Annotated in this window: 21 protein-coding genes; 12 read left to right on the top strand and 9 right to left on the bottom strand. The window is 64.6% G+C overall.

Translation table 11 applies throughout. The features are described 5' to 3' along the window. Positions 1-87: 87 nt before the first annotated feature. The gene (locus ACEWPL_RS12360; RefSeq protein WP_393929704.1) at positions 88-3,270 is read left to right on the top strand and encodes a valine--tRNA ligase; all 3,183 of its coding nucleotides are present in this window, start codon (positions 88-90) and stop codon (positions 3,268-3,270) included. An 84-nt stretch (positions 3,271-3,354) separates the two neighbouring features. On the opposite strand, the gene ACEWPL_RS12355 is transcribed toward ACEWPL_RS12360, so the two are convergent. From ACEWPL_RS12355 to ACEWPL_RS12345, 3 genes are all read right to left on the bottom strand, one after another. Further along, on the bottom strand, positions 3,355-6,411 hold the full coding sequence (locus ACEWPL_RS12355; protein ID WP_393929706.1) for an efflux RND transporter permease subunit: 3,057 nt from the start codon (positions 6,409-6,411) through the stop codon (positions 3,355-3,357). Next, entirely contained in the window at positions 6,408-7,472 is a 1,065-nt protein-coding gene (locus tag ACEWPL_RS12350) for an efflux RND transporter periplasmic adaptor subunit (RefSeq protein ID WP_393929708.1), read from the bottom strand. The genes ACEWPL_RS12355 and ACEWPL_RS12350 overlap by 4 nt, the downstream gene beginning before the upstream one ends. 95 nt (positions 7,473-7,567) lie before the next feature. Then, a complete protein-coding gene (locus tag ACEWPL_RS12345) occupies positions 7,568-8,188 on the bottom strand; it encodes a TetR/AcrR family transcriptional regulator (RefSeq protein ID WP_393929710.1) in 621 nt (206 codons plus the stop codon). Between the two features lie 97 nt (positions 8,189-8,285). Here ACEWPL_RS12345 and ACEWPL_RS12340 point away from each other — a divergent pair, with 97 nt between their 5' ends. The 7 genes from ACEWPL_RS12340 (at position 8,286) to ACEWPL_RS12310 (ending at position 14,593) form a co-directional block, all read left to right on the top strand. Further along, entirely contained in the window at positions 8,286-9,218 is a 933-nt protein-coding gene (locus ACEWPL_RS12340) for an AEC family transporter (protein WP_393929712.1), read from the top strand. Between the two features lie 81 nt (positions 9,219-9,299). Continuing rightward, on the top strand, positions 9,300-10,133 hold the full coding sequence (gene fghA, locus ACEWPL_RS12335; protein ID WP_393929714.1) for an S-formylglutathione hydrolase: 834 nt from the start codon (positions 9,300-9,302) through the stop codon (positions 10,131-10,133). Between the two features lie 4 nt (positions 10,134-10,137). Beyond that, positions 10,138-11,574 (top strand): Si-specific NAD(P)(+) transhydrogenase, encoded by a 1,437-nt coding sequence (gene sthA, locus ACEWPL_RS12330; protein WP_393929717.1) that lies wholly within the window; start codon positions 10,138-10,140, stop codon positions 11,572-11,574. A gap of 67 nt (positions 11,575-11,641) precedes the next feature. Continuing rightward, positions 11,642-12,094: a YaiI/YqxD family protein gene (locus ACEWPL_RS12325; protein ID WP_393929720.1), complete on the top strand. Its 453-nt coding sequence runs from the start codon at positions 11,642-11,644 to the stop codon at positions 12,092-12,094. Between the two features lie 13 nt (positions 12,095-12,107). Then, positions 12,108-13,070, top strand: a complete 963-nt coding sequence (locus tag ACEWPL_RS12320; RefSeq protein WP_393929722.1) for a DMT family transporter — start codon at positions 12,108-12,110, stop codon at positions 13,068-13,070. Next, on the top strand, positions 13,067-13,687 hold the full coding sequence (locus tag ACEWPL_RS12315) for an HAD-IA family hydrolase (protein WP_393929724.1): 621 nt from the start codon (positions 13,067-13,069) through the stop codon (positions 13,685-13,687). Before ACEWPL_RS12320 ends, ACEWPL_RS12315 begins: the two co-directional genes overlap by 4 nt. A gap of 33 nt (positions 13,688-13,720) precedes the next feature. Next, entirely contained in the window at positions 13,721-14,593 is an 873-nt protein-coding gene (locus ACEWPL_RS12310; RefSeq protein WP_393929726.1) for an alpha/beta fold hydrolase, read from the top strand. Here ACEWPL_RS12310 and ACEWPL_RS12305 read toward each other — a convergent pair. The 3 genes from ACEWPL_RS12305 to ACEWPL_RS12295 all read right to left on the bottom strand — a co-directional run bounded on the left by ACEWPL_RS12305 (position 14,590) and on the right by ACEWPL_RS12295 (position 17,829). Beyond that, a complete protein-coding gene (locus ACEWPL_RS12305) occupies positions 14,590-15,822 on the bottom strand; it encodes an MFS transporter (RefSeq protein WP_393929728.1) in 1,233 nt (410 codons plus the stop codon). The genes ACEWPL_RS12310 and ACEWPL_RS12305 overlap by 4 nt on opposite strands. Before the next feature lie 78 nt (positions 15,823-15,900). Continuing rightward, a complete protein-coding gene (locus tag ACEWPL_RS12300) occupies positions 15,901-16,689 on the bottom strand; it encodes an ion transporter (protein ID WP_393929730.1) in 789 nt (262 codons plus the stop codon). A gap of 180 nt (positions 16,690-16,869) precedes the next feature. Next, complete coding sequence (locus ACEWPL_RS12295) at positions 16,870-17,829, bottom strand: L-malyl-CoA/beta-methylmalyl-CoA lyase (protein WP_393929732.1); 960 nt, start codon at positions 17,827-17,829, stop codon at positions 16,870-16,872. Positions 17,830-18,136: 307 nt separating this feature from the next. Here ACEWPL_RS12295 and dgcN point away from each other — a divergent pair, with 307 nt between their 5' ends. The 3 genes from dgcN to ACEWPL_RS12280 all read left to right on the top strand — a co-directional run bounded on the left by dgcN (position 18,137) and on the right by ACEWPL_RS12280 (position 21,032). Then, positions 18,137-19,138, top strand: coding sequence for an N-acetyltransferase DgcN (dgcN, locus tag ACEWPL_RS12290; protein WP_393929735.1), 1,002 nt, complete (start codon positions 18,137-18,139; stop codon positions 19,136-19,138). A 71-nt stretch (positions 19,139-19,209) separates the two neighbouring features. Next, positions 19,210-20,169 (top strand): N-acetyl-D-Glu racemase DgcA, encoded by a 960-nt coding sequence (gene dgcA / locus ACEWPL_RS12285; protein ID WP_393929737.1) that lies wholly within the window; start codon positions 19,210-19,212, stop codon positions 20,167-20,169. Between the two features lie 5 nt (positions 20,170-20,174). Further along, positions 20,175-21,032: a D-amino-acid transaminase gene (locus ACEWPL_RS12280; RefSeq protein WP_393929739.1), complete on the top strand. Its 858-nt coding sequence runs from the start codon at positions 20,175-20,177 to the stop codon at positions 21,030-21,032. 72 nt (positions 21,033-21,104) lie between these two features. On the opposite strand, the gene ACEWPL_RS12275 is transcribed toward ACEWPL_RS12280, so the two are convergent. Genes ACEWPL_RS12275 through ACEWPL_RS12265 form a run of 3 tightly spaced genes read right to left on the bottom strand, consistent with a single transcriptional unit; the run spans position 21,105 to position 22,536 of the window. Continuing rightward, complete coding sequence (locus ACEWPL_RS12275; RefSeq protein ID WP_393929741.1) at positions 21,105-21,419, bottom strand: DUF1244 domain-containing protein; 315 nt, start codon at positions 21,417-21,419, stop codon at positions 21,105-21,107. A gap of 16 nt (positions 21,420-21,435) precedes the next feature. After that, positions 21,436-21,783 (bottom strand): 5-carboxymethyl-2-hydroxymuconate Delta-isomerase, encoded by a 348-nt coding sequence (locus ACEWPL_RS12270; protein ID WP_393929743.1) that lies wholly within the window; start codon positions 21,781-21,783, stop codon positions 21,436-21,438. A gap of 12 nt (positions 21,784-21,795) precedes the next feature. Then, complete coding sequence (locus ACEWPL_RS12265) at positions 21,796-22,536, bottom strand: N-formylglutamate amidohydrolase (protein ID WP_393929745.1); 741 nt, start codon at positions 22,534-22,536, stop codon at positions 21,796-21,798. 136 nt (positions 22,537-22,672) lie between these two features. Here ACEWPL_RS12265 and pyk point away from each other — a divergent pair, with 136 nt between their 5' ends. Further along, a complete protein-coding gene (gene pyk, locus ACEWPL_RS12260; RefSeq protein WP_393929747.1) occupies positions 22,673-24,118 on the top strand; it encodes a pyruvate kinase in 1,446 nt (481 codons plus the stop codon). Positions 24,119-24,145 lie beyond the last annotated feature (27 nt).

Genomic DNA, 24,145 nt, shown 5'->3' with positions numbered 1-24,145 from the left:
CTTGATTTCAGCGCAGGCCCGCAGCCCGGGCTTCCCCTTGGGCGGCGAATTGGCTAAGCCAAGCGCAAGGCGAAAAGGAGCACTCCCATGGCGATGGAAAAGACATTCGATGCGGCCGAGGCCGAGCAGCGGCTCTATGAGGCGTGGGAGACATCCGGCGCCTTCAAAGCGGGCGCGAACGCGTCCCCCGGAGCCGAGCCGTTCAGCATCATGATCCCGCCGCCCAACGTCACGGGCAGTCTGCATATGGGCCATGCGTTCAACAACACGCTGCAGGATATTCTGGTCCGCTGGCACCGCATGCGCGGGTTCGACACGCTGTGGCAGCCGGGCACGGACCATGCCGGCATCGCCACTCAGATGGTGACCGAGCGTGACATGGCCGCCAATGGCGAGCCGACCCGCGCCCAGATGGGCCGCGACGCCTTTATCGAGCGCGTCTGGCAGCAGAAGGTCAAGTCGCGCGGCACGATCATCGGCCAGCTGAAACGCCTCGGTGCCTCTGCCGACTGGTCGCGCGAAGCCTTCACCATGGGCGGCGCGGCGGGCGATCCGGACAAGGGCAACGGCCCCAATTTCCACGACGCCGTCATCAAGGTCTTTGTCGACATGTATGACAAGGGGCTGATTTATCGCGGCAAGCGGCTGGTCAACTGGGACCCGCATTTCGAAACGGCGATTTCCGATCTGGAGGTCGAGAATGTGGATGTTGCTGGCCATATGTGGCACTTCAAGTATCCGCTCGCGAATGGCGCGACCTATGAATATCTGGAAAAAGACGAAGACGGGAACGTGATCTTCCGCGAGACGCGCGATTACATTTCCATCGCGACGACGCGCCCCGAGACGATGCTGGGCGATGGCGCTGTCGCGGTGCACCCGTCGGACGCGCGCTATGCATCTATCGTCGGCCAGATGTGCGAGATCCCGGTGGGGCCAAAAGAGCATCGCCGTTTCATTCCCATCATCACAGACGAATATCCCGACCCCGATTTCGGCTCGGGCGCGGTCAAGATCACCGGCGCGCATGATTTCAACGACTACGCCGTGGCCAAGCGCGGCGGCATCCCCTGCTATCGCCTGATGGACACGCGCGCGCAGATGCGTGATGACGGCGCGCCATATGCCGAGGCCGCTGCCACCGCGATGGAGGTGGCGCGCGGCGAGCGGACGCTGGACGAGGCCGAGGTCGATACGATCAACCTCGTGCCCGATCACCTGCGCGGGCTGGACCGGTTCGAGGCGCGCAAGCGTGTGATCGAAGAGATCACCGACGAAGGCCTTGCCGTGATGACGCAGGCGCATGATCCGCGTCTGGGGTCCGCCGCCACCAAGCCTCTGGCCCCCGAGGAGGGCGGCGAGGCGCGCGAGGATGTGCTGGTGCCGCTGGTCGAGGCCAAGCAGATCATGCAGCCCTTCGGCGACCGCTCGAAGGTGGTGATCGAGCCGATGCTGACCGACCAGTGGTTCGTCGACACGGCGCAGATCGTGCAGCCGGCGATTGATGCTGTCCGCTCGGGCGCGGTCACGATCATGCCCGAGAGCGACCGGAAGGTCTATTTCCACTGGCTAGAGAATATCGAGCCGTGGTGCATCTCGCGCCAGCTCTGGTGGGGGCACCAGATTCCGGTCTGGTACGGGCTCGACCTGGAACGCGGGGCGTTCCGCGATGACGAAGGCGACGGCGCGCTCGATCTGGTCGAGATGCAGCGCCTTCTGTGGGATCAGTCCATGGCGCCCGGCACCGACCGCTATCATGCCGCGCCCGATTTCGATGCGCTGGGGGACAAGTTTGCCGATGTGCTGGCGGGCCTGCCGACACCGCTGAACCACGCACGCCTTGTCGAAGTGGCGAGCCGCGAGGAGGCGATGCATCGGCTGGCCGAGAGCCTGGCGGAATATGTTGCCAGCCAGGACCCGACGCAGCTGGTCTACCCCGTCTGGCGCGATGCGGATGTGCTGGATACCTGGTTCTCCTCCGGCCTCTGGCCCATCGGCACGCTGGGCTGGCCCGAAAAGACGCCCGAGTTGGAGCGATACTTCCCGACATCGACGCTCATCACCGGGTTCGACATCATCTTCTTCTGGGTCGCCCGGATGATGATGATGCAATATGCCGTGGTCGGGCAGAAGCCGTTTTCCCATGTCTATGTCCACGCTCTCGTCCGCGACGAGAAGGGCAAGAAAATGTCCAAGTCCTTGGGCAATGTACTGGACCCGCTGGAGCTGATCGAAGAATACGGCACGGATGCCGTGCGCTTTACCCTGACCGCGATGGCGGCGATGGGGCGTGACCTGAAGCTGAGCACCAGCCGCATCGCGGGCTATCGCAACTTCGGCACCAAGCTTTGGAACGCCGCGCGGTTTGCCGAGATGAATGGTGCCACCCCGGCTGATCTGGGCGATGCGTATTCTGTTGATGCTCTTCCGACCCCGAACGAGACGGTCAACAAGTGGATCATCGGCGAGACCGCCAAGGTGCGCGCCGAGGTGGATGCCGCGCTGGAGGCCTATCGGTTCAACGACGCGGCCAATGCGCTCTATGTCTTTGTCTGGGGCAAGGTCTGCGACTGGTATGTCGAATTTTCCAAGCCGCTGTTGATGGACGGCACCGATGCGGTCAAGCGCGAGACGCAGGAGACGATGGCCTGGGTGATCGACCAGTGCCTGATCCTCCTGCACCCCATCATGCCCTTCGTCACCGAAGAGCTGTGGGGCAGTCTGGGCAAGCGTGACAAGATGCTGATCCACGCCGACTGGCCGAGCTATCGCGCCGAGGCCGTGGATGCGGCGGCGGACCGCGAGATGAACTGGGTGATTTCCCTGATCGACGCGGTGCGCAGCGCGCGCGCGCAGATGCATGTGCCTGCGGGTTTGAAAATCCCCCTGCTGGCCACCTCGCTTGATGATGCCGGCCGCGCCGCCTGGGAGCGTAACGAGGCGATGATCCTGCGCCTCGCGCGCGTTGAAGGGCTGGACCATGTGGATGCCTTCCCCAAGGGCTGCGCTACGGTTGCAGTCGAGGGCGGCATCTTTGGCCTGCCGCTGGCCGATATCATCGACGTCGACGCCGAAAAGGCGCGGCTGGAGAAGACGCTGGACAAGCTCGACAAGGAGATCGGCGGGCTGAAGGGGCGTGTGAACAACCCCAAATTCGTGGCCTCCGCGCCCGAAGAGGTGGTCGTAGAGGCGCGCGAGAACCTGGCCCTGCGCGAGGAAGAGGCCGAGACATTGCGCGCGGCGCTGGCACGGCTGCAAGAGCTGGGCTAGACGCGGTTTGCTGGCGGGGAGCCTCCGGCGAGGATATTTTCAGCAAGAAGAACGGGCGCCGCTGACAGCAGGCGCCCGTTTTCTTTAGCTGGCCTCGGCCTCTTCGCGGCGGGCAGCGGGGAACATCATGTAGTAAAGAACCGGCGCCGCGATCAGCGTGAGGATGCTGGCAAAGCCGAGGCCACCCATGATGGTGACCGCCATCGACGCAAAGAATGCGTCCCAGAGAAGCGGGACCATCCCGAGGATCGTGGTGATCGCTGCCAGCATGACGGGCCGCAGGCGCGAGGTGGACGCCTCAACCACGGCGCGGCTGAACGGCACGCCATCGGCGCGGGTGAGGTCGATCTCCTCGACCAAGACGATACCATTTTTCAGCAGCATGCCCGAAAGGCTGAGAAGGCCCAGAAGCGCGGTGAATGAAAACGGCAGGCCCGTTGCCAGCAAACCGATCGTCACGCCGTTGACCGACATCGGGACCAGCAGCCAGACGATCAGCGGCTGGCGCAGCTTGCCGAAGAGGAAGATCGAGATCAGGACCATGATCAGCAGCGAGACGGGCAGGCGTGAGCCGAGCGAGGTTTGCGCCTCGGTCGAGTTTTCATACTCGCCGCCCCATTCGAGGCTGTAGCCTTCCGGCAGGTCCAGCGCCTCGACCGGGCCGCGGATGTTTCCGAAGATCTCGGCCGAATTGACGCCTGCGGGCACGCCCGCCATGACGGTGATCGTCGGTAGGCGGCCACGGCGCTGAAACAGCGTATCCTCGGCGGCATAGTCGAACCCGTCGATCATCTGTTCCAGCGGGATGAAGCTGCCCGCGGCGGTGGAGTAGACCGGCTGACCCACGAGGCGCGAGCCATCTGCGCCATCCGCCCCCGGAGTGCGCAGCACTATGGGGATGAGGCGCGAGTTTTCGCGGTAAGTCCCAGCGGACGCGCCGTCGGTCGCGTATTGCAGCGCGCTGGCCAGATCGCTGCGGGTGACGCCCGCCGTCTTGGCGCGGCCATCGTCATAGAGCGGGCGGATCACCATCTCGCGCTCGCGCCAGTCCGTGCGCAGGTCCTGCAGGCGGTCGCTGGCGCCGCGCATGCGGTCCTCTACCTGAGATGCGAGACGCCGCAACACATCGGCATCCGCGCCCGAGATGCGCGCCGCGATGGGCGCGCCGCCGCCGGGGCCAAAGGCAAGGCGCTCGGTGCGGAACTCGCCCTCGGGCAGGTTGGCGCGTCCGAACGCCTCCAGATCGGTGCGCAGGGGCGGGATCTGCTCCAGGGCTTCGGTGCGGATGATGAGGTGGCCATAGGTCGGCAGGTTTTCCTCGGGGGAGTAGGTCAGCATGAAGCGCGACGCACCGCCGCCGACGAAGGTCGAGACCGAGACGACATCGTGGCGCTCGGCCAGCCACTCCTCAATGATCTGCATGTCGCGAGAAGTTGCCTGGATCGAGCCGCCCTGCGGCAGCTTGTAATGCACGTAGAAAAGCGGCGTGTTGCTGTCGGGAAAGAACTGCTGCTTGACCTGTCCAAAGCCCCAATAGCAGGCGGCGGTCAGAACGATCAGTCCCGTGATCACCAGCCAGCGCAGCCGGATCGCGCCCCGCAAGAGGGCCCCATAGGCGCGGAAGACCGGCCCCTTGTAGGCGCCGCCCGCCTCGCCTTCGCCGACCTTGAAGAGGTAATGCCCGAGGAGGGGCGTTGCCGTGATCGCCAGCACCCAGGACAGGAGCAGCGATATGCCGATGACGGCAAAGAGCGAGAAGAGGAATTCGCCCGTGGCATCCGGGCTGAGGCCGATCCCGGCGAAGGCCATGATGCCGATCACCGTTGCCCCGAGGAGCGGGATCTGCGTCTTGTCCGCGGTCCGCTCGGCGGCGTCGGGGGCGGATTTACCCTCGGCCATGTCGCCCTGCATGCCTTCGGCCACAACGATGGCATTGTCCACCAGCATCCCCATGGCGATGATTAGCGCGCCCAGCGAGATACGTTGCATTTCGATCCCGAAAATGGCCATGAAGAACACGGTCCCGACCACGGTCAGCAGCAGCGTCACGCCCACCACCACCGCGGCGCGCCAGCCCATGAAGAGCGCGAGCACCACAATCACGATCAGGACCGACATGGCGAGGTTCAGCAGGAAGGCCGAGGACGCCTCATCAACCACCACATGCTGCTGGTAGATGGGATGCAGATCGACACCGACGGGGATGTCCGATTGTAGCCGGGCAAGGCGCGCATCGACGCGCGCGCCGACATCGACGATGTTCAATCCCTCCTTGCCCGAGATGCCGATGGTGAACGCCTCTTGCCCGTCATGGCGGATGATCATCGACGGGTTCTCGACCCGCCCGCGCGTGACGGTGGCAAAGTCAGTCAGGCCGATCAACTCGCCGCTGACGCCGATGGTCAGATCGCGGATGGCATCGACGCTGGTCGAGCCCGAGGGCGCATCGATGCGGATGTTCTGGCCCGCCTGCTCGGCAGCACCTGCAGCGACCACGGCGGTCACCTCGCGGATGGCGCCCTGGATGGCGTCGGGCGGCACGCCCAGATTGGCGGCGATGGCGCTGTCCGGCTCGACGAAGATCGCCTCTTCGGGCAGGCCCGCCAGAACCACATCGGCCACGCCGTCCACGGACAGAAGCTCGCGCCGCAGGAAATCCGCGATGTCGTGGATTTCGGCATCCGAAAAACCGGGGGCCGTGACCGCGTGGAAGATGCCGTAGACATCCCCGAACGTGTCATTGACCAGCGGCGTGCCCGCGCCGGGCGGCAGCGCACCGCGCGCATCGGTGACGCGGGCGCGCAGGCGGTCCCAGACTTGCGGCAGCTCGCTTCCGTCATAGGTGCTGGCGATTTCAACGTCGATCCGGCTGATGCCGGGCTTGTTGGACGAGGTGATCGTGTCCACCTCGGCCATCTTCTGAATGGCCGATTCCAGCGGCTCGGACACCTCGCGGGCGACCTCGGCCGCGCTGGCGCCGGGGTATTGCGTGATGACGATGGCGTTCTTGATGGTAAAGGCCGGATCCTCGAGCCGCCCGATCGTGGCGAAACCCCAGACACCGCCCAAGAGGCAGCCCAGCATCAGGATCCATGTCAGCAAAGGCCGCGCGATGGCGCCGCGGGCAATTCCGAGGCTCATTGCGTCAGCCCCTTGAACCGCCGGACCTTCTGCCCGTCACGCAGCTGCGCCGCGCCAGCAGCGACGATTTCAATGCCCGGCTCCGGGCCTTCGGTCACATGCACGCGCGTGTCGTCTCGCATCTGGATGGTGACGGGCGTCCAGACGACAGTGCCCTGATCGGCGCCCTCCTCGGCGGGATCAAACACCATCAGCCCAGGCTGGCGATCCGCGTCGAAGGTCAGCGCCGTGTCGGGGACCAGCATCTGATCGCCCTCCATCCGGTCCGCGCGGGCCGTCACGGTGACCGACGCGCCGGGCAGAACCCACTCGGGCACGTCGCCCGGAAAGCCCAGCGTGATTTCATAGGTCTGGGCAACATCGGCCGTCTCGGCCTCGAACTCGCGCAGGACCAGCGGAAAGCTCTCGTCCGTGCCGGGAAACGTCGCCGAAAAGGCCACTTCCTGCGAGCGCCCGCGCCGGAACAGCACCTCGGGGACGGACACATCGACGCGCAGCTCGGACATGTCATGCAAAAGGACCACCGGCTCGCCCGCGGCGACGGTGGTGAAATTGGCGACCTCGCGCCGCGCGACCAGCGCGTCGAATTGCGATGTCAGCGTCGCGTCCTCAAGCGCCTCCTGCGCCTCTTCGGCGCGGATGCGGGCCAGATCGGCGGTGGTGCGCGCGTTGCGCACCTCGACCTCGGAGACGGCACTCCCAGCCAGTTTCGACAGCCGCTCGACATCGCGCTGCGCCTTTTCCAGATCGACCTGCGCGCGCGCCACCTCGCGCTCGAACGCCGTCAGGTCAAGCTGCGCGATCAGATCCCCCTTCTCCAGCGACGCGCCTTCGGCAACCGGAAACTGCGTCACCTGCCCGCTGACCTGAAAGGCCAGATCCACCGTTTCGCGCGCCCGGACGCGGCCGTAGAACTCGCGCTCCATCATGCCCGCGCCCTTCTCCAGCGTCATCAGCTTGACGGGGCGTGGCGGCCGCTCTGCCGCTTCACTGCCCTCCTGCGCGATGGCGGGAGAGGCGAGAACCGCCATGAGGGACAGGAGGACGAAGGCATTTTTCATGACAAGGGGTCCTTTGCGCAGGCTCGAAGGTCGGGACTGACTTGATATGGGGCGACGGGGTCCCTTGTCGAGTGCGGATAGCGGCAATCGGCGCCTCACCTGGCCGCGTAGCGCGCCATGAACATGGTAACCGCGGCGCCCGAGACGCGGCGAATATCCTCTTCCGACGGGCTCTCACCGATGCCGCAAAGGCGGCGCGAGAAGAGCTCGGTCTTGCACAGCTCGGCCAGTTGATTGGCCGCCAGGTCGATATCCTCGATCACCAGCGCGCCGCGCTGGACATACCCATCGAGGACCGCGCCCAGCCGCTGGACCAGCATCCGGGGGCCGGAGGCATAGAACCTCTGGCCCAGCTCGGGAAAGCGATGGCTCTCGGCCACGCAGATGCGGTAGATCTGCTGCCCGAAATCCGACAGGAAGAAAAGCGTGATCCGGTCCGCCAGCTCGCGCAGCGACGTCTCGACCGGGGCGGCGGGATCGATTTCGGCCATGGCGGAGGCGGCCTGCCGGTCACACTCTATCCGCGCCACCTCGGAGAAAAGCACCCTCTTGTCCGAGAAATAGCTGTAGAGCGTCGCCTTGGAGACGCCGGCCACGCGCGCGATGTCGTCGACATTGGCTCCGTCAAAACCGTCGCGCATGAATACTTCGCGCGCGCCGTCCAGCACCTGATCGAACTTGCGCCCTCTTCGGATCTCGCCGCTCCGTGCTGTCATGTTGCTGTCCCGAATTTTGCGCCAACCTAATGCGCGCAGCATCCCCGATGCAAGCGCGCCGCAATTGACGCCGCCTGCCCGCCTGCTACCAAGGGGCATGGCCGCGATTTTCATCCAGACCCTGCCGTTCTTCATGATCATCGCGCTGGGATACGGCGCGGGGCGCAGCGGGTTTTTTACGCCACAAGCGACGGCTTACCTCACGAAATTCGTGTTCTACTTCGCGCTCTCGGCCATGCTCCTGCGCTTTTCGGCCAATCTCAGCCTGCGCGAGGTGTTCGATCTGCCTTTCGTGCTGGCCTATCTCAGCGGCTCGGCAGTGATATATGTGCTGGCCACGGGCGCCGCGATCCTGCGCGGCTGCCGCGCCGAGGAGGCCGCCATCGAGGCGCAATGTGCTGTGATCGGCAATGTGGGGTTTCTGGGCATTCCCATGCTGGCCATGCTGATGGGCGAGGCGGCGATCGTCTCGGTGATGATGGTGCTGGCGGTCGATCTGATCGTCTTTGGCGCGCTGATCGTGATCGTGATCACCGGCTCGCGCGACGGGCGGATGCGGCCTGCGGTGCTGGGGGTCGTGGGCATCGGCCTGCTGAAGAACCCGATGATCGTGTCGATCGTGCTGGGCCTGACATGGTCGGCCCTGCGCCTGCCCATTCCCGGCCCGGTCAACGAGTTTCTGATCATCCTTGGCGGCGCGGCAACGCCCGGCGCGCTTTTTGCCATCGGCGCGTCGCTGGCGGGCAAATCTGCCGAGCGGCCGTATGCGGCGGGCTGGCTGAGTTTTTGCAAACTGGTGTTGCACCCCGCCGCCGTCGCCATCGCCGCGCTTTTGGTCTTTGACGTGGCGCCCTATGCGGCGGCAGTGATGATCGCGGCGGCGTCCCTGCCGGTGGCGGGCAATGTCTACATGCTGGCGCAGCATTACGGGGTCGCGCCGCAGCGCGTCTCGACCTCGATCCTGATCTCGACGGTGCTGGCGGCCGTGACCGTATCGCTGGTGATCGGCTGGGTGCAACCGCTCTACTAGGGCAGGCTTTTAGCCGTTTCGCAGCGCGCAACCGGCTGTTAAGCATCTATGTGAGACAAGGACATCAAGAGGAGCGCCGCGATGGAGACGAAATCGGAACACGCCTGTTTCGGGGGCATTCAGGGTGTCTATACCCACGCGTCCGAGGCGACAGGCACTGACATGACATTTGGCCTCTTTCTGCCCGCCGAGGCAAAGGATGGCCCGGTGCCGGTGCTGTGGTACCTTTCGGGCCTGACCTGCACCCATGAGAACGCCATGACCAAGGCCGGCGCGCAGGGCTGGGCCGCCGAGCAGGGCATAGCGCTGGTCTTCCCAGACACCTCACCGCGCGGCGATGGGGTGGCCGACGACGAGGCGTTCGACATGGGGCAAGGCGCGGGGTTCTACCTGAATGCCCGGCAAGAGCCGTGGGCCAAGCATTTCCAGATGTGGGATTACATCGCAGAGGAGCTGCCCACGCTGATCGGCGCCGAGTTCGCCGTGGATCTGGAGCGGCAGTCGATCACCGGCCACTCAATGGGCGGGCACGGCGCGCTGACGCTGGCGATGGGCCTGCCGGGGCTCTACCGTTCGGTCTCGGCCTTCTCGCCCATCTGCAATCCCACAAACAGCGATTGGGGCCGCAAGCAATTCACCGGCTATCTGGGCAAGGACGAGGGCAAATGGGCCGCGCATGATGCCAGCCTTTTGATGGCGGAACAGGGCTTTGACGGGCCGATGCTGGTGGATACCGGGACCTCCGATCAGTTCCTTGACCTACTGCGCCCCGAAACGCTGGCCGAGGCCGCCGCCAAGCGCCGCCAGCAAAGCATCATCCGGATGCAGCCCGGCTATGATCACAGCTATTTCTTCGTCTCATCCTTCATGGAGGATCACGTGACATTTCACGCCGAGGCCCTTTATGCGGGATGACCATGTGGATCGCTACGATCTGATCATCATCGGATCCGGCCCCGCGGGCCGCGCGGCCGCGATCCAGGCTGGCAAGCTGAACCGCCGGGTGCTGGTGATCGACCGCAAGGAGAGGCTGGGGGGTGTTTCGGCCCATACCGGCACGATCCCGTCCAAGACGCTGCGCGAAACGGTGCTGAACCTCTCGGGCTGGCGTGAGCGCAGGTTTTACGGGCGCTCCTACCGGGTCAAGGACGATATCGGCGCCGAGGATCTGCAGGCGCGCCTGCACAAGACCGTCGATTACGAGGTCGATGTGCTGGAGCATCAGTTCAACCGTAACCATGTCGAAACGCTTTATGGGATGGCCACGTTTGTCGGGCCGAAAGAGATCGAGGTGCAGGTGGATGCGGGGCAGACCACGCGCCTGTCCGCCGACAAGTTCCTGATCGCCACGGGCACCAAGACCTATCGGCCGGACAGCTGCCCCTTCAACGGCACCACGGTGCTGGACAGTGACGAATTCCTGAAACTGGAGACGATCCCGCGCAGCCTGACGGTGATCGGCGCGGGCGTGATCGGGGTGGAATACGCCACGATGTTCTCGGCGCTCGATGTGCGGGTGACCCTGATCGAGCCGCGCGAGACCTTCCTCGATTTCATCGACCACGCCATCGTTGAGGATTTCACCCACCAGATCCGCGAGAACGGCGTCGATCTGCGCCTCGGCTCGCCCATCGAGAGTATTACGGATGCGGGCCGCCATATCGAGGTCGCGCTGGAAAACGGCCGCCATGTGCGCAGCGACATGCTGCTCTTTGCCGCCGGGCGCATGGGCGCGACGGCGCGGCTGGGCCTCGACAAGGCGGGCCTCATCACGGACCATCGCGGCCGGCTGGAGGTCGAGCGCAAGACCTACCAGACGAAGGTGCCCCATATCTACGCGGCGGGCGACGTGATCGGCCATCCAAGCCTCGCCTCCACCTCGCTGCAGCAAGGGCGCATCGCGGCCTGCCACGCACTGGACACCCCCACCCTGCCCGAAAGCCCGTGGTTTCCCTATGGCATCTACTCGGTCCCCGAGATCAGCACCTGCGGCATGTCCGAAGAGGAAATGAACGAGCGCGGCATTCCCTATGAGGTCGGCGTCGCGCGCTTTCGCGAGACGAGCCGAGGCCATATCATGGGGCTGGAGCACGGGATGCTGAAGATGCTGTTTTCGCTGAAGACCCGCCGTGTTCTGGGCGTTCAGATCGTCGGCGAAGGCGCGACCGAGCTCATTCACATCGCGCAGGCGGTGCTGAACCTGAAGGGCACGGTCGATTACTTCGTGCAGAACACGTTCAACTACCCGACGCTGGCCGAGGCCTACAAGATCGCCGGGCTTGACGCGTTCAACCGCATGCCGATTCCAGAGGAATACAAGGTAGGCCGCAAGGCAGACAAAGCAGGCGCCAAATGATGGGCGCCTGCTTTCATCGCGGAAAGCGGCGTGGAAAACACACGTTTTCCACGGGGGCCGGCCCGCGATGATCTATGTCGATGCCGATGCCTGCCCCGTCAAGGATGAGGCGATCCGCGTCGGCACGCGGCATGGCCTCACCGTTTATATCGTCTCGAACGGCGGATTACGCCCTTCGCCCCATCCGCTGGTCCAGACGATCATCGTGCCGGATGGCCCGGACATCGCCGATATGTGGATCGCCGAGCGCGCCGGCAAAGGCGATGTCGTTGTCACCGGAGACATCCCCTTGGCGGCAAAATGCGTCGAAGCCGGCGCGCTAGTGCTCAAGCATAATGGCGAGCCGCTGACCGCAGCCAATATCGGCAACGTCCTGGCCACGCGCGATTTGATGACGGATCTCCGCGCTGCCGATCCGTTCCGCCAGGGCGGCGGCAAGGGGTTTACAAAGGCGGATCGCTCGCGCTTTCTGAACGCGCTCGAGCGGGCCGTCCGGCAGGCCCGCAGCCTCGCCCCCTGAAAGGCCGCTTCGCATGACCGTCCTCGCCGCTCCGGCCAACAATACCATTGGCGCCTTTTGCGCGATGGCGGCGATCCTGTGTTTTTCCTTTGTGGATCTGGGCATCAAACTATTGAGCGAGGACTATGCGCTGCACCAGATCGTGTTGCTGCGCTCGCTGGTCAGCCTGACGGTCTTCCTTGCCTTCATCATGCCCTTCAGCGGGGGCTTGCGGGTCTTCCACACCCGCAGGCCGGGGGCGCATCTGCTGCGCGGCTGCTTTATCGTCTGCGCCAATGTGTGCCTTTTTCTGGGCCTCGCGGCGCTGCCGATCGCGGATGCCGTCGCGATCTTCTTCATCTCGCCGCTGGCCATAGCGGTCATGTCGGTGATCTTTCTCAAGGAAACGGTCGGCCCGCGCCGCTGGGCCGCGATATTAGTGGGGCTGGTCGGTGTGCTGCTCATCGTGCAGCCGGGGACCGAAGCGTTCCAGATCGCCTCGCTCCTCCCGGCCATCGCGGCCGTCCTCTATGGGGCGATGCACATGGTCACGCGCAAGATCCGCGACACCGAAAGCGCGGCGACCATGACGATCTATGTCATCTTCACCTTCCTGATCTCCAGCGCCGTGATCGGCCTGCTTATCGGGGACGGCCGGTTCGAGACGGGCGCGCATCCTGCGCTGTCCTTCCTTCTGCGCGCCTGGGCGCCCATCGACACCCCGGACCTCTGGGTGATCGTCATGCTGGGCATCGCCGGCGTTGGCGGCAGCTGGCTCATCACCCAGGCCTACCGGCTGAGCGAGGCCGCCTTTGCCGCACCTTTCGAGTACGTCGCGATGCCGGTCGCCATCTTCTGGGGCGCCGTGTTCTTTGACACATGGCCCAGCGCAAATGCATGGGTCGGCATCGCACTGATCATCGGCTCGGGCCTTTACATGCTGTGGCGCGAACAGCGGCGCGGCGGAGCACGCCCGACAGCACGCTATCGCCGGTGACGCCCCGCGCCGTCATATTCGACATCGGCAACGTGCTGATCGAATGGCAGCCCGAGCGCTATTTCGACGGCCTTTGCGGAGCGGCCCGCCGCCGCGCGATGTTCGCCGCGGTCGACATTGCGGCAATGATGAACCGCATCGACGCCGGCGCCCATTTCGGCGAAGAGGCCGAGCGCATGGCAGAGGCCCATCCGGATTTCGCCAACGAACTTCTGCATTTCCGCGATCATTGGTGCCAGATGGCCCAGCCCGCCATCGATCATTCGGTGCGGATGCTTCGGACGATGAAGGCCCATGATATGCCCGTCTTTGCCCTCTCGAATTTCGGCGCCCACAACTTCCCGCTCAGCGCCGCGCAATTTCCGTTTCTGCACGAGTTCGACCGTGCCTATATTTCGGGCCGAATGGGCCTGATCAAACCCGATCCGGCCATCTATGCCGCCGTCGAGACGGATTGCGGCCTGCCGCCCGAAGCACTCTTCTTCATCGACGACCGCGTCGACAACATCGCCGCCGCCGCTGCGCGCGGGTGGCAGGTGCATCACTTCCTGGGGCCGGTCGGGCTGGCGCAAAACCTCATCACGCTGGGCCTTCTAACACCGGATCAGGCCCAGTGACGACGTTTCTCGCGCTCCTGGCCCTCATTGCGGTTGCGCCCTTTCTGCGCGAGGCTGCGCGCCCCCCGCATACCGCGCCGTGACGCGCCGGGCGAGTTTGCCGATCTTTCCCAGGGCCGCGTGCATTACCGCTGGCTGGGCGCCGAGGCCGGCCCCGTCGCGGTCTGCGTGCACGGCCTGACGACGCCCTCGCCGGTGTGGGAGGCTATCGCGGAAACCTTGGGCGATATGGGCTATCGCGTCCTGATCTACGACCTCTACGGGCGCGGCTATTCGGACCACCCCCGCGGCGCGCAGGATGTGGCCTTTTTCACGCGGCAATTGTCGGATCTTTTGGCCGACCAGAACGTGACCGGCGACATCACCCTTTTCGGCTATTCGATGGGCGGCATCATCGCGCCCAGCTTTGCTGCCGAAAACCCGTCGATGATCCGCAGGCTCGTCCTTCTGGCGCCTGCCGGAATCGGCCATGATCTCGGCCCGGCCTCGCGCCTGATGGCCAACACGGGGCTGCTTGGCACCTGGGCGATGCTGGCATTCTACGGCCGCTCGATGCGCCGCGCGCTCACGGCCGAGCGGGGCCAGCCATCCGGCGTGCCGGGCATCGTCGACATGCAAATCGCGCAACTGCGCTATCGCGGCTACCTGCCCGCCGTCCTGTCTTCGCTGCGGGGCGCGCTGGACACGAATACCGAGGCTGTGCATCGCAAACTGGCCGAGGCGGGCCTTCCCCTTCTGGTGATCTGGGCCGAAAAGGACGAGGTGATTCCAATTGACGGGCGCGGCGCCTTGGCCGAATGGAACGCCGCCGCCCTGCAGGAGGTGGTCGCCGAGGCCGGCCATGCCCTGCCCTACAGCCACGATGCAGAAGTCGCGCGTATTCTGCGCCATCATCTGACGCGCTAGGCCGGGACCAGCCGCGTCTCCTTGATCGGCAGATGCACGATCGCGCTGAACGCGCCGACGCCAACGCCGATCCACCAGACAGCGGTATAATCGCCATAAATGTCATACATCCGCCCGCCCAGCCACACACCCAGAAAACTGCCCAACTGGTGGCTGAAGAACACGATCCCATAGAGCGTGCCCATGTAGCGCAGCCCATAGAGATGCGCGACCAGCCCAGAGGTCAGCGGCACGGTCGCAAGCCATAGCGCGCCCATTGAGGCGGAAAACAGCAGCACTGTCGCCGGCGTGATTGGTGTCAGTATAAAGGCCGCCGCGATGATCGTGCGCCCCGCATAGATGCCTGCCAGCAGGTATTTGCGCGAATAGCGTTTGCCCAGATACCCCGCCGTCAGCGTGCCTGCTATGTTCGCCAGCCCGATCAGCGAAATTGCCACTGCTCCTAGCGCAGAGGTGCTGGTAACGCCCATGCCGTAGAGCATCCCGCCCGGCACGATCGGGCCGCACATTTCCGTCACGAAGGCCGGAAAATGCGCTGTGATGAAGGCCAGCTGATAACCGCAGCTGAAAAAACCCAGGAAGATCAGCGCATAGCTGGGATCGCGCATCGCGCGGCGCAGGATCTGGCCCATGCTCTCCTCCAGCTCGGACCGGGTCGCGACAACCGGCATGCGCATCATCGGCAGCACCATGAGGCTCGCCAGGATCACCCCGGCGAAAACGATGAACACCATCTGCCAACTCATCAGCCCAAGCAGCGCCTCGGCCACCGGCGCGCCAAAGACCTGCCCCGCAGATCCGGCAGCGGTCGCAATCGCCAGGCTCATCGAGCGATGCTCATCACTGCTGGCGCGTCCTACCACGGCCAAGATCACGCCAAACCCGGTGCCGGCGATGCCGAAGCCGACGAAAATCTCAAAAAACTGATGGGCCTCCGGCGTCACCGCTTGGGACGATGCCACCAGCCCCGCAGCATAGACCAGCGCCCCCAGCACGATCGCCCGCCTGTCGCCAATCTTTTCCGCCAGCGCCCCGAACAGCGGCTGCCCGATCCCCCAGGCAAGGTTCTGGATCGCGATGGCGAGGCTGAACTCGCTGCGCAGCCAGCCGAACTCATCCGCGATGGGGATCTGGAACACGCCGAAAGAGGCGCGCACCGCGAAAGAGATCACCATGATAACACAGCCCGCGATGAGGACGGGCGTAAAAATGGAGGCAGGTTTATCCATGGCGGCTCCGGAAGGCTGAGTGCCGCACCATTGGCCGGAATGGTCGCGCCGTCAAATCACCATTCTTGCGCTGCGCCTTCAGCGATCCCGATCCTTGGCCAGCGCATCCAGCTTGGCCTCCATCGCGGCAAGACGGCCAACCACCTCGTCGCGGTAGGTGTTGGTATTGGCCGCATCCTCCGAATGATGCGCGTCCTGCATCGAGTTGACGATCAGACCGACCAGCAGGTTTACCACCGCAAATGTCGTGATCAGGATGAAAGGCAGGAAAAAAGCCCAGGCCCAGGGATGCACGTCCATCACCGGCCGCACGATGCCCATCGACCACGATTCGAGCGTCATGATCTGAAACAGTGTATAGCCCGACCGGCCCAGCGTGCCGAACCACTGGGGAAAATCAGCGGCGAAAAGCTTGGTCGCGATGACGGCACCGATGTAGAAGATGATCGCCATCAGCAAGAATACCGATCCCATGCCCGGCAGCGCGGTCACGAACCCCTCGACCACCCGCCGCAACCGCGGCGCGACCGAGATGACGCGCAGCACCCGCAAGATCCGCAAGGCACGCAGCGCCGACAGCGCCTGCCCCGCCGGAATCAGCGCGAGCGCGACCACGATCAGGTCGAATACGCTCCACCCGTCGCGAAAAAACCGCCCGCCCCGCGCATAAAGCTTGAGCGCGATTTCGGTCACGAAAAAGGTAAGGCAGGCCGTGTCCAGCGCCACGATCAGCCCGCCGAACCGCGCCATCAGGCTGGCCGACGTCTCCATCCCCAATATGACCGCGTTGAAGATGATCACGCCGATGATCACCTGTCGCACGACCGCCCGGGACAAAAATGCGTCCAGCCTTGCGCGCGTGTCCATTGCGTAATGCCTCCTTAAGCCTGCCAAACAGCACGAAAGGCGGCCCATGCGCGCCGCCCTCCCGCTTCTTCTTGCCTCAAATATCCATTCGTTGGAAATCTGCAAGATTTCCGACGCGGCTGCGCGCAGCGCAAGCAGGGAAAGAGCGCGCCGAAGGCGCTCCAGTCTGACGCGCGCCGCCTAGCCTGCCGCGATCATTTCGGACTGGCGGACGATCACTTCCGCCTGCTTGATGCTGGCGATATCGACAAGGCGGCCCTTGTAGACGGTCGCGCCCTCGCCATTCGCCTTGGCTTTCTCCATCGCGGCCAGAATCTCGCGCGCCTCGGCGACGGCGTCTTCGGTGGGCGTGAAGACCTCGTTGGCCAGCGCGATCTGCTTGGGATGGATGGCCCATTTGCCGACCATGCCCAGCGTGGCCGAGCGCAGGGCCTGCGCGCGGAAGCCGTCATCGTCCGAGAAATCCCCGAACGGCCCGTCGACCGGCAGCAATCCATGCGTGCGGCAGGCGGCGACGATGGCGGCCTGCGCCCAGTGCCAAGGGTCGGACCAGTGTTTCTGCCCCTCGTGAATCATGTAGTAATTTTCCTGCGTGCCGCCGATCCCGGTCGTCGCCATGCCCATCGAGGCGGCGAAATCAGCCGCCCCAAGGCTCATCGCCTGCAGGCGCGGGCTGGCGGCGGCAATCTCCTCGACATGGGCGATGCCCGCGGCGCTCTCGATGATCACCTCAAAGCTGATCGGCTTGGTGCGGCCCTTGGCACGCTCGATCGCCGTGACCAGCGCATCGACCGCATAGACATCCGCCGCGCAGCCCACTTTCGGAATCATGATCTGATCCAGCCGGTCTCCGGCCTGCTCCAGCAGATCGACCACATCGCGATACCACCAAGCGCTGTCCAGCCCGTTGATCCGCACGCTGAGATACTTGTTGCCCCAATCGACAGAATTGATCGCCTCGATTGTCTGCTTGCGCGCAACATCCTTGTCATTCGGGCCAACCGAATCCTCGAGATCGATGTTGATCACATCCGCCGCGCTGGTCGCCATCTTCTCGAAGAGCTTCGCATTCGAGCCCGGACCAAAGAGCTGGCAGCGATTGGGGCGGGCGGGTGCGGGCGGCTGCAGGCGAAAGCTCATAGGAATCTCTTTTCGATAATGAAGTTGCGTGTGGATACCCGCAATCGGTATTAAATTGCCCGCACTCATGCAAGGTGGTTTTGCAGGCGCAGCATTCGGCAATATCTTCCGAAGACAAGCCACTTGGCCGTCGATTCTTCGCCGATCTTATATGCATGCACCAAAAATCTTGCGCCAATTCACGAGACGCCGTGCAACCAGTCATAAATTTGCGTGATACCGCGCCGTAACTTAGGTAAGACGGCAAAAGATGCCGAATCCGAACGCCGGGCCGCGCTGGCCCGCCCCTGCAAGGACCGAAAAGCCCATGATCGAGACGCCATATCTTCTGTTTCTGGGCGACGCGCCCGACATGCTGGCCGCCAAGGTCGCCATCGGCATCCGCGACTGGCGACCTGAAAATGCCGTTGGTCAGTTCCGCCTGCCGGGGTGCGGCGCTGATCTGGGCCTGACCGAGATGACACTGCTCGAGGCGAAAAAGGCCGGCGCCAAGACGCTGGTCATCGGCGTCGCCAATCGCGGCGGCATCATCAGCCAGGCGTGGAAGAAAGTGCTGGTCATGGCGCTTGAGGAGGGTTTTGATATTGCCTCCGGGCTTCATAACCTCCTGCGCGACGAGCCTGACCTCGTGGCCGTGGCCGAGGCGACGGGCCGCAAGCTGCACGATGTTCGCGTCCCTTCGGTCAAATACCCCATCGCCAACGGCGAGCCACGAACAGGCAAGCGCTGCCTCCCCGTCGGCACCGATTGTTCGGTCGGCAAGATGTATACGGCCATGGCGATGGAGCGCGACATGGCAGAGCGAGGCATGCAGGCCACGTTCCGCGCCACCGGCCAGACCGGAATCCTGATCACCGGCGACGGGGTCCCGCTGGACGCGGTGATCGCGGATTTCATGGCCGGCTCGATCGAATATCTGACGCCGGACAATGACGCCGATCACTGGGACATGATCGAGGGGCAAGGCAGTCTCTTCCACGTCTCCTATTCGGGCGTCACCATGGCGCTGATCCATGGCGGTCAGCCTGATGCGCTGATCCTTTGCCACGAGCCGACACGCAGTCACATGCGCGGCCTGCCCGGCTACACTCTGCCCACGCTGGAGCAGTTGCGCGACACCGCCCTGCCGCTGGCGCAGGTCGCCAATCCGGCCTGCCGCGTCGTTGGCATCTCGATCAACACCCAGCACATGAGCGAGGAAGAGGCCCGCGACTACCTGGCCGACGTGGCCCAGCGCATGGACCTGCCCGCGACCGACCCCTACCGTTTTGGCGCGGGTCTGCTGGTAGACGCGCTGGAAGCGCTTTGATGTGATGGCTTCGGCGCGGGAAAACTCGCGCCCAAGTTCGAGTATTTTTGGAACGATGAAAGGCGGGACGCATGCATGTTTCGGTGACGCGCGATGTTTTCAAGCTGGCTCAGGTCTTTACCATCAGCCGTGGCTCGCGCACCGAGGCGCAGGTGCTGACGGTGACCGTCAGCGACGGGGTGCATCAGGGCCGGGGCGAGTGCGTACCTTATGCCCGCTACGGCGAGACGCTGGAGAGCGTGACGGCGCAGATCGAGTCGGCCGAAGTGACGGACCGCGCGGCCCTTGCGGCCATGCCCGCAGGTGCGGCCCGCAACGCGCTGGACTGCGCGCTGTGGGATCTGGAGGCCAAGCGCGCCGGGCGACGGGTTTGGGAGCTGGCCGGCTTGCCCGCACCGGGGCCGGAGATCACGGCCTATACCCTGTCGCTCGACACGCCCAAGGCGATGCAGGCCCAGGCGGCCAAGAATGCGCACCGGCCACTGCTAAAAATCAAGCTGGGCACGCCCGACGACATGGCCCGCCTCGAGGCGGTCCGCGCGGGCGCGCCCGACGCACGTATCATAGTCGATGCGAACGAGGGTTGGAGCGCCGATATCTACGCCGATCTGGCGCCGCATCTGGTGCGCCTTGGCGTCGCGCTGGTCGAGCAGCCCTTGCCCGCAGGCGAGGATGATGCCCTGCTGGGCGTTGCGCGCCCCCTGCCCGTCTGCGCCGATGAGTCCTGCCATGACCGCGCCAGCCTTGCTGCGCTCAAGGGCAAGTATGACGTGGTGAATATCAAGCTGGACAAGACGGGCGGCCTGACCGAAGCGCTGGAGCTGCGCCGCGAGGCGCTGGCACAAAGTTATCGCGTGATGGTCGGCTGCATGATCGGCAGCAGCCTCGCGATGGCACCTGCCACGCTGGTCGCCCAGGGCGCGATGGTGACGGACCTTGACGGCCCGCTTCTGTTGGCCGAGGACCGGGACACACCGCTGAAATTTGACAGCGCCGGGGTGCACCCCCCCGCGCCGGAGCTATGGGGATAATGACAATGCGCACCGTTTACGTGAATGGCGACTACCTGCCCGAAACCGAGGCCAAGGTCTCGATCTTCGACCGCGGCTTTCTGATGGCCGACGGTGTCTACGAGGTGGTCAGCGTGCTGAATGGCAAACTGGTCGATTTCGAGGGGCACATGACCCGGCTCGACCGCTCGCTGAACGAGCTGGGGATACCCGCCCCCGAGGCGCGCTCCGATCTGCTGGAGATCCACCGCGAGCTGGTCAAGCGCAACGATATCGACGAGGGGCTGATCTACATGCAGGTCACCCGCGGCAATCCCGGCGACCGCGATTTTCACTATCCCGCAGACGAGATCAAGCCGACGCTCGTCCTCTTCACCCAGGCCAAGCCGGGCATGATGGACAGCGCCATGGCCAAGCGCGGCGCGCGCATCATCACGGTGCCGGACATGCGCTGGGGCCGCCGCGACATCAAGACGGTGCAACTGCTCTACCCGTCGATGGCCAAGATGATGTCGCAGGCCGAAGGCGTCGACGACGCCTGGATGATCGAGGATGGCCACATCACCGAAGGCACGTCCAACAACGCCTATATCATCAAGGGCGGACGCATCATCACCCGCGCGCTCAGTAATGACATCCTGCACGGGATCACCCGCGCCGCCGTCCTGCGTTTTGCGCGCGAGGCGCAGATGGAGGTGGAAGAGCGCAGTTTCACGCTGGATGAGGCCAAGGCCGCCGACGAGGCTTTCATTACATCGGCCAGCGCCTTCGTCACGTCGGTCGTGGAAATCGACGGCGACAGCATCGGCACCGGCACGCCCGGCCCCGTCGCCGCGCGCCTGCGCGAAATCTACATCGACGAAAGCCTCAAGGCAGCAATCTAGCGCGGCCCCGCAGCTTCATCTTGGCAAAAATACTCATGTCGGACCACTCCAACGCGCGGTCCGATCGCGTTTTCAGCGCTTCTTCTCGACGTTCTCGGCGAAGGCCGTCTTAAAGGCCTCCTGCTGACTGGCGCTGGCATCCGTCTGATACTGCGCCTTCCACTCGTCCATGGTCATGCCGTAGAAAATCTCACGCGCCTCATACTTGGACATCTCGATGCCGCGCGCGTTGGCGGCCTCCTGATACCAGCGGCTCAGACAGTTGCGGCAGAACCCAGCGAGGTTCATCATGTCGATGTTCTGCACATCCGTCCGCTCTTCCATCAGGTGATGGCGCAGGGCGCGAAAGGCGGCGGCCTCCAGCTCGGTACGGGTCTGGTCGTCCATGGTCTCTCCTTTTTGGTCAGTCAGGCAGAACGCGCTTGGTATAGGCGGGGCTCAGATCGGCGACGTCCACCGACAGGCTGTGCACATGGGGCATCTCGGCCTCCATCACGCGCAGGATCACCTGCGCCAAGTCCGATTTGGTCGCGTCATCGCGTCCCGGCAAGAGGCGCAGCGTCGCATGTGCAAAACTCTGCCCGCGCGTGCCCAGCAGATGCGCCCCGGCGGCCAGCGTGCGCAGCTTCAGTGTCTCGGGTTTCGGGATCGCGGCGTGCCCGGCCAGCGCATGGTAAAGTGCCTGGCAGAGCGCGTCGAGGCCCGTACCCCCAACGGCATCAGCGGAATGTTCGATGATCACGTGCGGCATCTTGCGACTCCTTTACAAACCGGCCTCTGCCAGCGTTTCGGACAGGATCGGCGCCAGGCGAGCGGCCCAGGCGCGCTGCTGCGCCTCAGTTTCGATCAGGTCATTGCGCAGCTCGATCAGCACGTTGGGGCGCCCCCGCTCGATCCCATGCCGGGCGATGGTATCGCCGGGCAGGTGGCCGGTATAGGGCTGATTATCGCCCACGCTCAGGTCCGGCTCGGCGCGCAGCCGTGCCAGCAGGCGGTGCGCAAGGCGCGCATCGGTAGAATAAAGCACGCCGATCTGCCACGGGCGCGGCGGGCGGCCGCGCAACTGAGGCGTAAAACTGTGGATGGACACCATGACCGGCGCGCGGCGCGGCGCAGCAGAGCGCATGATCGCCTCGTGATAGGGTCGGTGGCAGCGGCGCAGACGCTCGTCCGCGTCGATATCGGAAATGCCGCGATTGCCGGGAATGATCGTACCGTCATATAGCTGCATGATCAGCGTCGGATCCTCCTCGCCGCGGTTCGGGTCGATCACGAGGCGAGAGAAGCGCGACAAAACCGCAGGGCCGTCCAGCGCCGCGGCCAATGCGCGGCTGACGCCCTCCGCGCCCGGATCGTAGGCGATATGGCGCGCCATGTCGTCCGCGCTGACACCAAGGCAGCCGCCATTCACGAAATCCGGCACTTCATTCGACGCGTGATCGCACAGCACCATCCAGCGCCCGCTGCGGTCCGCTCCGTCTATGACAACTGGATGATATGTCACCCCAAACCCTCGTCTGCCCTTTGCCCCGGCGCAAAAGAATGGCAAAGCTTCGGACAAGCGCCGTGCCGATTGCCCGGCTTTGCCCTGCCACGCCAGTTTGCTTGTCTTCGGCCCCAGAATACAGGAAGTTTCACATATGAGACGCCATCGCAACGTCAAGATCGTCGCCACGCTCGGCCCCGCGTCGGAAACCTACGACATGATCCGCGCCCTGCACGAGGCGGGGGCCGATGTCTTTCGCCTGAACATGAGCCATGGCCAGCATGATGAGATCCGCGAGAAGCACCGCATCATCCGGCAGGTCGAGAAGGATCTGGACAGCCCCATTTGTATCCTCGCCGATCTTCAGGGCCCGAAACTGCGCGTCGGCGTCTTTGCCAAGGGCGAGGAAGAGCTGGAAGTCGGCGCGTCCTTCCGCTTGGATCTGGACGAGACCGATGGCGATAGCACTCGCGTCTGCCTGCCGCACCCCGAGATTTTCCAGGCGCTTGAGCCGGGGGCGTCCCTTTTGGTCAATGATGGCAAGATCCGCCTCAAGGTGACGGAATGCAGCGCCAGCCATGCCACCTGCGAGGTCGTTGTCGGCGGCACGATCAGCAACCGAAAGGGCGTGAACGTCCCGGATGTCGAGCTGCCCCTTGCCGCGCTGTCGGAAAAGGACCGCAACGACCTGGAATTCGTCTGCCAGCTGGGGGTGGACTGGCTGGCGCTCAGCTTTGTCCAGCGCGCCGAGGACGTGGCCGAGGCGCGCGAACTGGCGCAGGGCCGCGCCGCGATCCTTTCTAAGATCGAGAAACCGTCTGCGGTGAAACGCTTTGACGCCATCCTTGCCGCCTCGGACGGCATCATGGTGGCGCGCGGCGATCTGGGCGTGGAACTCCCTGTTCAAAACGTGCCGCCCATCCAGAAACGCCTTGTCCGCGCCTGCCGCGAGGCCGCCAAGCCGGTGATCGTGGCCACCCAGATGCTGGAGTCGATGATCGAATCCCCGGTCCCGACCCGCGCCGAGGTCAGCGACGTGGCCACCGCAATATATGAGGGCGCCGATGCGATCATGCTGTCGGCGGAATCGGCGGCCGGCAGCTATCCTGTCGAGGCGGTGACGACGATGGACAATGTCGCCCGCGAGGTCGAGAGCGATCCGACCTACCGCCAGATCATAGAGGCGTCGCGTGTCGCCGCGCGCACCACGGTCGCCGACGGGATCGTTGCCGCCGCGCGCGAGATTGCCGAGACGGCGGATATCAAGGTGATCTGCTGCTTCACCCAATCGGGCACCACCGCGCTGCTGACGGCGCGCGAGCGCCCGCGCGTGCCGATCATCGCCATGACGTCTCTGCGCGGCACCGCGCGGCGCCTTGCGCTGACATGGGGCGTGAACTGCGTGATGACCTCCGAGCTGGACCGTTTCAAGATGGCGGTCATCAACGCAGCCCGCGCCGCGCGTGCGCAGGGCTATGCCACGACCGAGGACCAGATCGTGGTGACCGCGGGCGTGCCCTTCAACGTTCCGGGCACCACCAACATCTTGCGTGTCGCGCCCTGCCAAGAAAGTTTGATATATGCCGCCGATCCAAGCTAAGGTGACGCATAGGTCACCCAGATAGGC

Source organism: Roseovarius roseus (genome assembly GCF_043355935.2).
GTDB lineage: Bacteria > Pseudomonadota > Alphaproteobacteria > Rhodobacterales > Rhodobacteraceae > Roseovarius > Roseovarius roseus.
Note: the sequence above shows the minus strand (reverse complement) of the source record. Positions and strands in the feature narration are given on the sequence as shown.

What these genes read in the sequence shown, in the direction of transcription:
- ACEWPL_RS12360 (WP_393929704.1), top strand. Translation starts at nt 88, where the DNA reads ATGGCGATGGAAAAGACATTCGATGCGGCCGAGGCCGAGCAGCGGCTC.
- ACEWPL_RS12355 (WP_393929706.1), bottom strand. Translation starts at nt 6,411, where the DNA reads ATGAGCCTCGGAATTGCCCGCGGCGCCATCGCGCGGCCTTTGCTGACA.
- ACEWPL_RS12350 (WP_393929708.1), bottom strand. Translation starts at nt 7,472, where the DNA reads ATGAAAAATGCCTTCGTCCTCCTGTCCCTCATGGCGGTTCTCGCCTCT.
- ACEWPL_RS12345 (WP_393929710.1), bottom strand. Translation starts at nt 8,188, where the DNA reads ATGACAGCACGGAGCGGCGAGATCCGAAGAGGGCGCAAGTTCGATCAG.
- ACEWPL_RS12340 (WP_393929712.1), top strand. Translation starts at nt 8,286, where the DNA reads ATGGCCGCGATTTTCATCCAGACCCTGCCGTTCTTCATGATCATCGCG.
- fghA (WP_393929714.1), top strand. Translation starts at nt 9,300, where the DNA reads ATGGAGACGAAATCGGAACACGCCTGTTTCGGGGGCATTCAGGGTGTC.
- ACEWPL_RS12325 (WP_393929720.1), top strand. Translation starts at nt 11,642, where the DNA reads ATGATCTATGTCGATGCCGATGCCTGCCCCGTCAAGGATGAGGCGATC.
- ACEWPL_RS12320 (WP_393929722.1), top strand. Translation starts at nt 12,108, where the DNA reads ATGACCGTCCTCGCCGCTCCGGCCAACAATACCATTGGCGCCTTTTGC.
- ACEWPL_RS12305 (WP_393929728.1), bottom strand. Translation starts at nt 15,822, where the DNA reads ATGGATAAACCTGCCTCCATTTTTACGCCCGTCCTCATCGCGGGCTGT.
- ACEWPL_RS12300 (WP_393929730.1), bottom strand. Translation starts at nt 16,689, where the DNA reads ATGGACACGCGCGCAAGGCTGGACGCATTTTTGTCCCGGGCGGTCGTG.
- ACEWPL_RS12295 (WP_393929732.1), bottom strand. Translation starts at nt 17,829, where the DNA reads ATGAGCTTTCGCCTGCAGCCGCCCGCACCCGCCCGCCCCAATCGCTGC.
- dgcN (WP_393929735.1), top strand. Translation starts at nt 18,137, where the DNA reads ATGATCGAGACGCCATATCTTCTGTTTCTGGGCGACGCGCCCGACATG.
- dgcA (WP_393929737.1), top strand. Translation starts at nt 19,210, where the DNA reads ATGCATGTTTCGGTGACGCGCGATGTTTTCAAGCTGGCTCAGGTCTTT.
- ACEWPL_RS12280 (WP_393929739.1), top strand. Translation starts at nt 20,175, where the DNA reads ATGCGCACCGTTTACGTGAATGGCGACTACCTGCCCGAAACCGAGGCC.
- ACEWPL_RS12275 (WP_393929741.1), bottom strand. Translation starts at nt 21,419, where the DNA reads ATGGACGACCAGACCCGTACCGAGCTGGAGGCCGCCGCCTTTCGCGCC.
- ACEWPL_RS12270 (WP_393929743.1), bottom strand. Translation starts at nt 21,783, where the DNA reads ATGCCGCACGTGATCATCGAACATTCCGCTGATGCCGTTGGGGGTACG.
- pyk (WP_393929747.1), top strand. Translation starts at nt 22,673, where the DNA reads ATGAGACGCCATCGCAACGTCAAGATCGTCGCCACGCTCGGCCCCGCG.